General features: G+C 70.0%; 11 protein-coding genes. 6 read left to right on the top strand and 5 right to left on the bottom strand.

The features are described from left to right. Positions 1-27 precede the first annotated feature (27 nt). Positions 28-1,578 (bottom strand): acetolactate synthase large subunit, encoded by a 1,551-nt coding sequence (locus tag H2Q94_RS17340; protein WP_243788234.1) that lies wholly within the window; start codon positions 1,576-1,578, stop codon positions 28-30. Between the two features lie 110 nt (positions 1,579-1,688). Here H2Q94_RS17340 and H2Q94_RS17335 point away from each other — a divergent pair, with 110 nt between their 5' ends. Beyond that, positions 1,689-2,591, top strand: coding sequence for an alpha/beta hydrolase-fold protein (locus H2Q94_RS17335; RefSeq protein ID WP_243788233.1), 903 nt, complete (start codon positions 1,689-1,691; stop codon positions 2,589-2,591). 366 nt (positions 2,592-2,957) lie between these two features. Here H2Q94_RS17335 and H2Q94_RS17330 read toward each other — a convergent pair whose 3' ends face one another. Both H2Q94_RS17330 and H2Q94_RS17325 read right to left on the bottom strand, forming a co-directional pair. Further along, complete coding sequence (locus H2Q94_RS17330; RefSeq protein WP_243788232.1) at positions 2,958-3,362, bottom strand: polysaccharide pyruvyl transferase family protein; 405 nt, start codon at positions 3,360-3,362, stop codon at positions 2,958-2,960. Between the two features lie 27 nt (positions 3,363-3,389). Continuing rightward, positions 3,390-3,875: a hypothetical protein gene (locus H2Q94_RS17325; RefSeq protein ID WP_243788231.1), complete on the bottom strand. Its 486-nt coding sequence runs from the start codon at positions 3,873-3,875 to the stop codon at positions 3,390-3,392. Between the two features lie 240 nt (positions 3,876-4,115). Here H2Q94_RS17325 and H2Q94_RS17320 point away from each other — a divergent pair, with 240 nt between their 5' ends. Further along, positions 4,116-4,316 carry a hypothetical protein gene (locus tag H2Q94_RS17320; protein WP_243788230.1) on the top strand — a complete coding sequence of 67 codons (201 nt, stop codon included), beginning with the start codon at positions 4,116-4,118 and terminating at the stop codon, positions 4,314-4,316. Between the two features lie 184 nt (positions 4,317-4,500). Then, positions 4,501-6,129, top strand: coding sequence for a flavin-containing monooxygenase (locus H2Q94_RS17315; protein WP_243788229.1), 1,629 nt, complete (start codon positions 4,501-4,503; stop codon positions 6,127-6,129). 3 nt (positions 6,130-6,132) lie between these two features. Here the strand turns inward: H2Q94_RS17315 and H2Q94_RS17310 are convergent, their stop codons facing one another. Both H2Q94_RS17310 and H2Q94_RS17305 read right to left on the bottom strand, forming a co-directional pair. Then, complete coding sequence (locus H2Q94_RS17310) at positions 6,133-6,789, bottom strand: M15 family metallopeptidase (RefSeq protein WP_243788228.1); 657 nt, start codon at positions 6,787-6,789, stop codon at positions 6,133-6,135. Between the two features lie 477 nt (positions 6,790-7,266). Beyond that, positions 7,267-7,884, bottom strand: a complete 618-nt coding sequence (locus H2Q94_RS17305; RefSeq protein ID WP_243788227.1) for a TetR/AcrR family transcriptional regulator — start codon at positions 7,882-7,884, stop codon at positions 7,267-7,269. A 135-nt stretch (positions 7,885-8,019) separates the two neighbouring features. On the opposite strand from H2Q94_RS17305, the gene H2Q94_RS17300 reads away from it, so the two are divergent. Genes H2Q94_RS17300 through H2Q94_RS17290 form a run of 3 tightly spaced genes read left to right on the top strand, consistent with a single transcriptional unit; the run spans position 8,020 to position 9,579 of the window. Next, positions 8,020-8,517 (top strand): methylated-DNA--[protein]-cysteine S-methyltransferase, encoded by a 498-nt coding sequence (locus H2Q94_RS17300; protein WP_243788226.1) that lies wholly within the window; start codon positions 8,020-8,022, stop codon positions 8,515-8,517. A gap of 1 nt (position 8,518) precedes the next feature. Continuing rightward, positions 8,519-8,995 (top strand): RNA polymerase sigma factor, encoded by a 477-nt coding sequence (locus H2Q94_RS17295; protein ID WP_243788225.1) that lies wholly within the window; start codon positions 8,519-8,521, stop codon positions 8,993-8,995. Beyond that, positions 8,992-9,579 carry a methylated-DNA--[protein]-cysteine S-methyltransferase gene (locus H2Q94_RS17290; RefSeq protein ID WP_243788224.1) on the top strand — a complete coding sequence of 196 codons (588 nt, stop codon included), beginning with the start codon at positions 8,992-8,994 and terminating at the stop codon, positions 9,577-9,579. Before H2Q94_RS17295 ends, H2Q94_RS17290 begins: the two co-directional genes overlap by 4 nt. Positions 9,580-9,598: the final 19 nt, after the last annotated feature.

Raw genomic sequence — 9,598 nt, 5'->3', positions numbered from 1 at the left:
ATCGCAGCGCAGGACGAGAACGAATGATCAGGGCAGGACCGCCTCGATGAGGTGGGGGCCTGGGGTCGTGTGCGCGTTGTGCAGGGCCGCGAGGAGTTCCTCGCCGGTGGTGACCCGGGCGGCGGGGACGCCGAAACCGGTGGCCAGCGAGACCCAGTCGGTAGCGGGATCGCCGAGGCTGGTCATGCCGGTCGCGGCCGGTCCGGGGGTGCGCACTCCGGCCCTGCCGAGCTCGGCCTCCAAGATGCGGTACCGGGAGTTCGCGCAGATCACGGTCGTCACGTCGAGCCGCTCGCGTGCCTGCGTCCAGAGCCCCTGGAGCGTGTAGGCGGCGCTGCCATCGGCCTGCAGGTCGATCACCGGCCGGTCCGGGCAGGCCAGCGCGGCCCCGGTGGCGACCGGGATTCCCATGCCGATCGCCCCGCCGGTCAACCCGAGCTCGGTGTGCGCGGGTGCGGCGGCGGCCACCGCCGGATAGGCCGCGGCCGCGGTGATGCCCTCGTTCACGATGATCGACCGGTCCGGTTGGGTGAGCGCGATCGCGGTGGCGACGGCCTTGGCGTGCAGCTCGCCCTCGGGCGCGCGCAGCGCCGGGCGGTCCCGCGGCGGCGGTTCGACTCCGGAGGCGCCGATGGCCTCGGCGACGGCGCCGAGCGCATCAACGGCGTTCTCGTCGAGATCGGCCAGCGTGTGCACCTGGACGTGCTCCGGCACCGGAACGCTGGGCTGCCCCCGGTAACCGAAGAACGCCACCGGGACCCCGGCGCCGACCAGCACGAGATGCGTGAAGCCGTCCAGGGCGGCGAGGGTGTCCTCCGGGAAGTACGGCAGCGACCGCACCACCGGGATGTCCGGGCCGCGCTCGACGCGGGCCGGGCTGCGCTCGGCGAACACTTCGCCACCGGTCGCCGCCGCGATCCGAGCTCCCAGCCGGAGCCCGTCGGCGTTCAGCGCGGACCCGCCGAGCAGCAGCGCGGGACGTCCAGGCCCGGCGAGCAGCTTCGCGATTCCCGCCACCCGCTGTCCGTCCACAGTGGCCAAGGCCGGTTCCGGTGGCACGGCTGCCCGTTGGCCGCCATCGCCCCACATGTGATCAGCGGCGGCGATCAACGTCACCGGCATCCGCTCGCGCAGCGCGGCCTGCCTGGCGTCGAGGAACTCCGATGCGGCCGCCGCGGCCCCGCTGGTCCGGCCCACCCAGCCCGACACCGGGCGGGCCAACGAGTCGATGTCGCTGGCCAGCGGTGCGTCCGCGGCCTGATGCCAGGTGGCGTGCTCACCGACCACGTTGATGATCGGGGTGCGGGCGCGTCGCGCGTTGTGCAGGTTCGCGATGCCGTTGGCGAAACCCGGCCCGAGGTGCAACAACGTCATCGCCGGTCGCCCCGTCATCCGCGCGTACCCGTCCGCGGCGCCGGTCACGACCCCCTCGGAGAGGCCGAGCACGGTACGGACGCCCTCGACGGAGTCGAACGCCTCCACCAGTGGAATCTCGGTCGTGCCGGGATTCGCGAAGCACACCGCGACGCCGGCCTCCTGCGCAGCTGCGAGCAGGCTTTCCGCACCGTTCACGCCCATCCCCTTCCAGTCCGCTTTCCCAGGTCATGTTGAACGTGGTCGGCCTCGCGGACAACCATCAGGGGGCTCGGTAAGGTGTCGGGGGACCTTGACGACGTGGTGGCAGGCGAATGCGGAACGTGAAACTGGGGCGGCGAAGCCTGCTGTCCTTGATGGGTGCGGCGGCGGCAGGCGCCGCTGTGGGGGCGTGCGGGCGAACGGAGCCCGGATCGGCCACTGCGGAGGCGCCGCTGCGCAGACCGATGCCGAGGACTCCGGCGGCGACCGGACCGGTACTGCAAGTGGACGCGGAGCGTTCCCACTACCGGGACGGGGACGTGCAGCTCATGTTCGCGTTCCCGACGGGTCTGGAACACACCGAGAACCTGCCGATGGTGCTGTACCTGCACGGCAGGGACGGGATGAGTCCGACTCCGATACCGTACGAGACGTTGGCCAAGCTGGAAACCGAGTACGCCAACGGGGCCATCCCGCCGTTCGGGTTGCTCGCCGTCGACGGCGGGTTCAACTGCTACTGGAACGATGGCTCCGCCAACGGCGACCTGATGAGCATGCTGCTCGAGGAGGTGCCCGCGTGGCTCCGCACCCGCGGGCTCGGTGACCGCGACGGCTTGCCGTTCGCGGTCGCCGGAATATCGACCGGCGGCTTCGGCGCACTGAACTACGCCGCCGAACGCACCGAGGTGGAGCTGCCCGTCCAGGCCGCCGCGCTGTTGGCGCCTGCGCTGCCGGTGACCTGGCCGCACATGGACGAGAAGGGCGTGTTCGCGACCGAGCAGGAGTGGATCGAGAACGACCCGCTGCGCCGCACCGATCAGCTGGGCGACGTCCCGGTCGGCGTGTGGATCGGCGACGCCGACCTGTATCGGGAAGGTGTGGATCAGCTGGCGGGGGAGTACCCGAACACTCCGGTGATGTCGGTGCTGCCGGGGAACCACGACTCCTCGGTGTTCGACGTAGTAGGCGCCGACATGCTCCGCTTCCTGGGTACCGGCGTCTCAGCCGAGCGGTGAATCTTCGGTCTCGTTTTGCTTTGGTGGTCGGGTGGCGGAACCTCAGTTGGTCTCTCGCTGCGGGATCTTTTTCCCGAGTGGCTCCGCCACGAGGGAAAAAGCTGTCCTCGCGAGAGACCAACTGAGAACCCGCGGGTGGTCGGCTTTGTGACGTGGGCTATGCGCTTCGCGCATACAGGCACGGCCTTCGGCCGTAAGGATTCGGCTTCGCCGTAAGGCACGGCCTTCGGCCGCAAAGATTCGGCTTCGCCGTAAGGCGCGGCTTCGTCGCACGGGTTTGGCTTCGCCGTTAGGAGTTGGCTTCGGCGTTAGGTGGGGCTTCGCCTGGCGGGATGAGGTTGTGGGCGCGGGGAAACGGGCGCTGGTTCACCTGGCTGTGGGGGTGGTGAGGTGGTTTACCAGGTCGGTGAGTTGTTGTCGGCCGGTGCTCGCTGCTTGGGCGGCGTGGGCTTTCGCCTGTTCTCGGGCTTCGGGGCCTAGGCACCACTGCCACCACTGGTCCAGGAGCGCCCCCGAGTGTCCGTCGCCGCCGGCGATCAGCTCTTCGCTGGAGAGGACCGCTGGCCACTGCCAGGCCACCCCCTGGGCGGTGAGCTTGCCGCCACCGGCTACCGGGTCCACGGCCAGCACCGGAGCCCCTTGCGCGAGCCCGAAGACCAGTCCGTGCAGGCGGGAGGTCACCACCACGTCCGCGCGGGCCAGCAACGCCGCGAACTGGTCGGCCGTGGAGCACAACCTGGAGTTGACCCGGTCCAGCCGCGGATCGGCCATCAGCGGCGCGAAATCGGTGCGGCCGATTCAGTTCAGCAAGTACCGGTGCACGCTGTCGTGCCTGCGCAGCGGGGGGTACTCCCGGCGGCCGTGGGACACGACGATCGCCGCGACCGGTGCCGGGCTCAGCGCGGCGCTCGCGGCGAGATCCCGGGACGCCGGTACCAGCGGGCGGTCGCGGGCCAGCACGGAGTGGAAGCCCTGGACTGCGGCGGAGCGCTCGTCTATGACCGTGACGCCGACCGCGATGCGCCTGCACCGGGCGTAGCGGTGATGCAGGTCGTCGAGCTGCCTGCCGTGCGCCGGTCCGCTGACGAACACGAGGTCGGTGTACCTCTCCGGATCCGCGTCGTCGAAGGTGAGCGACCCCGAGGCCAGCACCGGGCTCCACGCCGAGTCATGCGGGATTCCGGCGGCGGCCAGCGCATCCCCCACCCGACGCATGGCCGCCACATCACCCGCGCCGATCTCGGAGTGCAGGAAGCTGGGCCAGCCCGTGATCAGTGCGCGCACGTGAGCCCCTTCCTTGCCGTTCCCGCCCCTTAGAAAGGTGCCCGGAAGCCGCCCTGCTCAACCAGCAGGTACGGGTCGGAGAGTGACCCCGCTCGCATCAGGACGCGGTCATCCCCCACTCGCGCCACACCCGGACTCCCGCGTCCCAGCATTCGCGGGACCAGGACTTTCGGCCGTGTCGCAGGATCGTTCGGCTGGCAGTATCGGCGACCGCATCGACCACTCGGGGGAGGAAGACTCATGCAAGCGACACCCACGCCGCAGAACGCGGACGCGCACGAGCCGACTCCGCAGGAGCGGGCGCGGGCGGTACGCGCCACCGCGCACCACGCGGAGGACGCCGCTCAGCTGGCGGAGCTGCTCGACATGCTGGGGCTGGCCCCGGAGGAAGGGAATCCGGTGCCGCAGGCGAGATCCGGCGGATCGGCCTCCGCCGCGTAGAACTCTCGCGGCTCCGCTACGCCGTGGCGCCGGCCCGCAACCGGTGCCGCGGCCACCCGCATGGCCCGGCCGCACTCGGCCACCTCGGTGACTTTCATCGTCACCGCCGTACCGCTGCGCTAGATTTCCGCTGCGGGGCAACGAATGCGGCAATGCGGCCGACCGGTGCGAGCGGGTGACGAGCATGCGAGCTTCTTCAGCCACATCCGAAGGCCGGGAAGCCCTGGCGGACGTCGACGTGGTGGTGATCGGGGCCGGGTTCAGCGGCCTGTACATGCTCTACGAACTGCGCTCGCGAGGGTTTTCGGTGCGGGTGCTGGAAGCCGGGTCGGACGTCGGCGGAACCTGGTACTGGAACCGCTACCCGGGTGCGCGCTGTGACATCGAGAGCCTCGACTACTCGTACTCGTTCTCCGAATCCCTGCAGCAGGAATGGGAATGGTCGGAGCGGTATTCCGCGCAACCCGAGATCCAACGCTACCTGTCGCACGTCGCGCGGCGGTTCGACCTGCGGCGCGACATCGAGTTCGACACGCGGGTCACCGCGGCGCATTTCGACGAGGGCACGGCGTGCTGGACGGTGCACGCGCCGGGGCGGCCGCCGCTGGTGAGCCGGTTCTGCGTGATGGCCACCGGTTGCCTGTCCGTGCCGCAGCGGCCCGCGTTGCCCGGACTGGACGAGTTCGAAGGATCCGTGTACCACACCGGGAACTGGCCGGAGTCCGATGTGGACTTCTCGGGGCGTGGTGTCGGTGTGATCGGAACCGGGTCGTCGGGGATCCAAGCGATCCCGGTGATCGCCGGGCAGGCCGCGCGGCTGACCGTGTTCCAGCGGACGCCGAACTTCTCCATCCCCGCGTTCAACGGCCCGCTAGATCCCGACGTGGTGCGTGCGGTCAAGGCGAACTACCGGCAACGGCGCCGGGCGAACCGGGCCAGCCCCGGTGGCGTGGAACGCAGCGCGAACGAGCGGAACACGTTCGACGTCGACGCACGAGAGCGCTACCGCGAGTACGAGGGCCGGTGGAGTTACGGCGGTTTCCGGCTGCTCGGCGCCTACGCCGACATCCTGGCCGACCAGCGGGCCAACGACGAGATCGCCGAGTTCGTGCGCGCGAAGATCCGCGCGGTCGTGCACGACCCGGCCACCGCCGAGGCATTGTTGCCCTACGGGCATCCGCTGGGCACCAAGCGGATCTGCGTGGACACCGACTACTTCGAGACCTACAACCAGGATCACGTGACGCTCGTCGACTCCCGGGACAGTCCACTGGAGACGGTCACGGCGCGGGGAGTGCGGGCCGGTGGTGTGGAGTACGATCTGGATTCGCTCGTGCTGGCCACCGGCTTCGACGCGATGACCGGCGCGCTGCGGCGAATCGACGTCCGAGGCAGAGCGGGCCACGAGCTCGCCGAAACGTGGCGCGGCGGCCCGGCGACCTACCTGGGACTCGCTGTGGCGGGATTCCCGAACATGTTCATCCTGGCAGGCCCCGGCAGCCCGTCGGTGCTGACGAACATGGTGACGTCCATCGAACAGCACGTGCAGTGGACGGCCGCCTGCGTCGAGCACCTGAGAAGTGGCGGTTACCGCACCATCGAGGCCACCGAGCAGGCTCAGCGGGACTGGGTCGAGCACTTGCGCGAGCTGGCGGAGGCGACCCTCTATCCGAAGGCGAATTCCTGGTACCTCGGGGCGAACGTTCCCGGCAAGGAACGAGTTTTCATGCCCTACGTCGGTGGCCTCGACCTCTACGAGCAGACCTGCGAGGCCGTGGCGGCCGACGACTACCGGGGTTTCGACCTGAAGTGATGCTCACGGAAGCTCGAAGTGCTGGTAGTCATGGGGATCCCGCCAGCCGCCGCCCCACGTCCAGCCCGCCTCGGTGAACACCCGCACGGCGGCGTCTCCATCGTGCAGCATCCCCGGATCTCGCCGGGAGCGGTCCAGATAGGGGCCTGCCGTGGCGGGCTGGAGTTCACCGTCCGCGCTGATGTACGGGTTGATGAGCGGATTGATGTCAACGGCCCGCCCGTAAGCGTGGTACGACCAGCTGTCGCTGCCGTTGATCCCGCGGCAGCTGAACGCGGAGGTGTTGTTCTCGCGCATCGACAGTTCGTCCGACGCCTCGGGGTATGCCCCGGCCGGGTGCATCCTTGCGATGGGGAACCGCAGCTCGTAGAGCCGGGCGAACGCGGCGACGGTCTGCGCCACCCGGTCCTCGTGCACGATGAGCCGCCCGGTGTGCTCCCGGCCGTCCATCCCGACGTGCCGAAGCCGCAGCAGGCGCAGTTGTTCCGGGGCGACGGGGCATTCGGGGCGCCAGCTAGGTCCGAGCTGCGCGGCGTCGACACCGTGCACACTGGAAGTGAACGCCGGTGCGGGAACACTCGCCGGTGGCTGCGGGTCGCCGCACTGCGCGGTCGTTGCGGCGAGCACGCAGGCCATGAGCACGGCGTGGGATTTCCTCATGGCGGCTCCCCTCCCGGTGAACCGCCAGTGTGCGGGTGCGCCGCCGTGGAATCGACCGCTGGGCAACGAGAAGATCCGCACGATCGTGGGCCATCGGAAGCCGTCTTGTGTTGCGAGTGGACAGTGGGAGGGTGACGATCTCGTTGTGGGATCAGTGGTCGCGGATTCCGGAGTCGGCAGTCCGGCCCCGAAACGGATGCATTCCGGTGCCGCGACGGTGCATTGCGCACCAGCTGACGGCCGAGACCCCCGAACTCGGTGCCGTCGCCGCCGTCCCACCTGGTGGAGAGCGGAGGTCGTGACTCCCGAACGACCTCCGCCTCCGGTCACCCGTGATGTCGTCACGTTCGTGCGGCGACCGCAGGAATCGGCCGGACACCTGCGGGATTCCGGTGCTTCACAGAGGTTGCGGAGACGGCGTTGCGCAGGGCGAACTCGATTCGCGTGAGTTCATCTCCGTCTCCTTGGAGAATCGGATCAGGCCGGGCGGTCCGTCCGGAGCCCGTCGAACGCGATCGCCACGACGACGTCCGCGAGTTCCTTCGCACCGATGCCGCCACGCGGCCGGTACCACTCGACCAGCGAATTCACCATGCCGAACAGCAATCGTCCGACGGTGGCGGCGTCGAAGTCCGGCCGCAGATCGCCGTCCTCGACCGCTTCGGCCACGAGGTCGGTGATGAGCTGGTCGAATTCCCGGCGCCGAGCCAGCGCGGCCCGCTCCACCTTCGTGTTGCCCCGCACCCGCAGCAGCAGCGTCACGAACGGCAACCGGTCCACGAGCACCAGCACGCTGCCGCGCACCAGGTGTTCCAGCCGCACCACGGCACGCGCGTCCCGTGCGCGGGCGGCCGTGGCGGTGGCGAACAACCCGTCCAACGCTCGGTCGACGGCCAGCCGCAGCAGTTCCTGCTTGCTCGGAACGTGGTGGTAGATGGCGGACTTGCTGATGCCGAGCTTGCGGGACAGGTCCTCCATGCTGGTCCCGTCGTAACCGCGTTCGTTGAACAGCTGCACCGCCACCGCCAGCAGGGACTCCAGGTCGTAGCCGGGGCGGCCGCGTTTCGCGGCGCGTGCCGGTGGTGCCGTCGTCATGCGGAGGATTATTCCAGTTGGCAGTGTCCAGCCGATCATGTCGTCCTGACCTCGGGCGCGTCGCAGGGGCTCACGTTCGAGGTGCCTCGCGCGTCTGCATAGTGGTAAGGGCAGGCGCGCAGACGGGAGCCGATCATGAGCACGGTGCACGGGGTGATCAAGACGCCGCTCGGCGAGGTGACGCTCATCGCCCACGACGAGAGCTTGGCGGCGGTGCACTTCGCCGGAGGACGGCATCGTCGTGAGGAATTCGGGGAGCGGGCGGAAATGCCGCTGTTCACCGAGGTCGAACGGCAGTTCGCCGAGTACTTCGAGCGGCGGCGCACCGAGTTCGAGCTGCCGCTCGCGCCGCGCGGTGAGCCGTTCCAGCTGCGGGTCTGGGAGCTGCTCAAGGAGATCCCGTACGGCGAGACCCGCACCTACGGGGAGCTGGCGCGGCGGCTCGGCGACGTGAACTACTCGCAGGCGGTGGGCGCCGCCAACGGGCAGAACCCGCTGTCGGTGATCGTGCCCTGCCACCGGGTCATCGGCGCCGACGGCAGCCTCACCGGCTACGCGGGCGGACTGGACCGCAAGCGCTACCTGCTGGCATTGGAGGAACCGTCCGCGGTGGAGGCGGGCAGGCTCTTCTGACATGACCCCGTTCGAGCGAATCGTGACCGAGCACGGGCCGGTCGTGCTGCGGGTGTGCCGCGCCGTGGTGGGTCCGGTGGACGCCGAGGACGCCTGGTCCGAGACGTTCCTGTCCGCGCTGCAGGCGTATCCGCGACTCGATCCGACGGCCAACGTGCAGGCATGGCTGGTCACCATCGCGCACCGCAAGGCCGTCGACATCACCCGCGCGCGAGCGCGTCGCCCGGTGAGCGTCGAACAGGTCCCGGAACGGCCCGCCGTGGACGGGGTTCCGCGCGAGCCCGACCCGGTGTGGGCGGCACTGCGGGAACTGCCCGACAAGCAGCGCCAAGCGGTCGCTTACCACCACATCGCGGGCCTGCCCTACCGGGAGATCGCCGAGATCATCGGCGGGAGCACCGACGCGGCCCGGCGAGCCGCGGCCGACGGCATCGCCCGGCTGCGCGCCACCATCGGCACCGAGGAGGCAATGCCATGACGGAAGCGAGGGAATCGACCGCTCCGGACGAAGCGCTGGAACGGTTGCACGCGAGGCTGACGGTCGCCGCCGAACGGGACGGGCTGCTCGACGTCGCCTACCGCACGGTGGACACGCCGGTCGGCTCGTTGCTGCTGGCCGCGACCGAGCAGGGCCTGGTGCGGGTCGCGTTCCCCGGCCAGGACCACGAGGCGGTGCTCACCGCGTTGGCGGAGCAGGTCAGTCCACGCGTGCTGGCGGCACCGGCGCGACTGGACGCGGTGAGCACGCAACTCGACGAGTACTTCACCGGGAACAGGCGCGAGTTCGACGTGCCGCTGGACTTCCGGCTGTCGAAGGGGTTCCGGCGCGCGGTGCTGGCCCACCTGCCCCGGATCGCCTACGGCGGCACCGAGAGCTACGCGCAGGTGGCCGCTGCGGCGGGCAGCCCGCGCGCGGTCCGGGCCGTCGGCACCGCGTGCGCGACGAACCCGCTGCCCGTGGTCGTCCCGTGCCACCGGGTGGTGCGCTCCGACGGCTCGTTCGGCGGCTACGCCGGCGGACCTGAGGCCAAGCGAACCCTGCTCACCTTGGAATCCGGATGACACGGCTCGCACCGCGCCG

The sequence above is a fragment of the Saccharopolyspora gloriosae genome, from assembly GCF_022828475.1.
GTDB classification, from domain to species: Bacteria; Actinomycetota; Actinomycetes; order Mycobacteriales; family Pseudonocardiaceae; genus Saccharopolyspora_C; species Saccharopolyspora_C gloriosae_A.
This window is presented reverse-complemented; position numbering and strand designations above follow the sequence as displayed.

What these genes read in the sequence shown, in the direction of transcription:
- H2Q94_RS17340 (WP_243788234.1), bottom strand. Translation starts at nt 1,578, where the DNA reads ATGGGCGTGAACGGTGCGGAAAGCCTGCTCGCAGCTGCGCAGGAGGCC.
- H2Q94_RS17335 (WP_243788233.1), top strand. Translation starts at nt 1,689, where the DNA reads ATGCGGAACGTGAAACTGGGGCGGCGAAGCCTGCTGTCCTTGATGGGT.
- H2Q94_RS17330 (WP_243788232.1), bottom strand. Translation starts at nt 3,362, where the DNA reads ATGGCCGATCCGCGGCTGGACCGGGTCAACTCCAGGTTGTGCTCCACG.
- H2Q94_RS17320 (WP_243788230.1), top strand. Translation starts at nt 4,116, where the DNA reads ATGCAAGCGACACCCACGCCGCAGAACGCGGACGCGCACGAGCCGACT.
- H2Q94_RS17315 (WP_243788229.1), top strand. Translation starts at nt 4,501, where the DNA reads ATGCGAGCTTCTTCAGCCACATCCGAAGGCCGGGAAGCCCTGGCGGAC.
- H2Q94_RS17310 (WP_243788228.1), bottom strand. Translation starts at nt 6,789, where the DNA reads ATGAGGAAATCCCACGCCGTGCTCATGGCCTGCGTGCTCGCCGCAACG.
- H2Q94_RS17305 (WP_243788227.1), bottom strand. Translation starts at nt 7,884, where the DNA reads ATGACGACGGCACCACCGGCACGCGCCGCGAAACGCGGCCGCCCCGGC.
- H2Q94_RS17300 (WP_243788226.1), top strand. Translation starts at nt 8,020, where the DNA reads ATGAGCACGGTGCACGGGGTGATCAAGACGCCGCTCGGCGAGGTGACG.
- H2Q94_RS17295 (WP_243788225.1), top strand. Translation starts at nt 8,519, where the DNA reads ATGACCCCGTTCGAGCGAATCGTGACCGAGCACGGGCCGGTCGTGCTG.
- H2Q94_RS17290 (WP_243788224.1), top strand. Translation starts at nt 8,992, where the DNA reads ATGACGGAAGCGAGGGAATCGACCGCTCCGGACGAAGCGCTGGAACGG.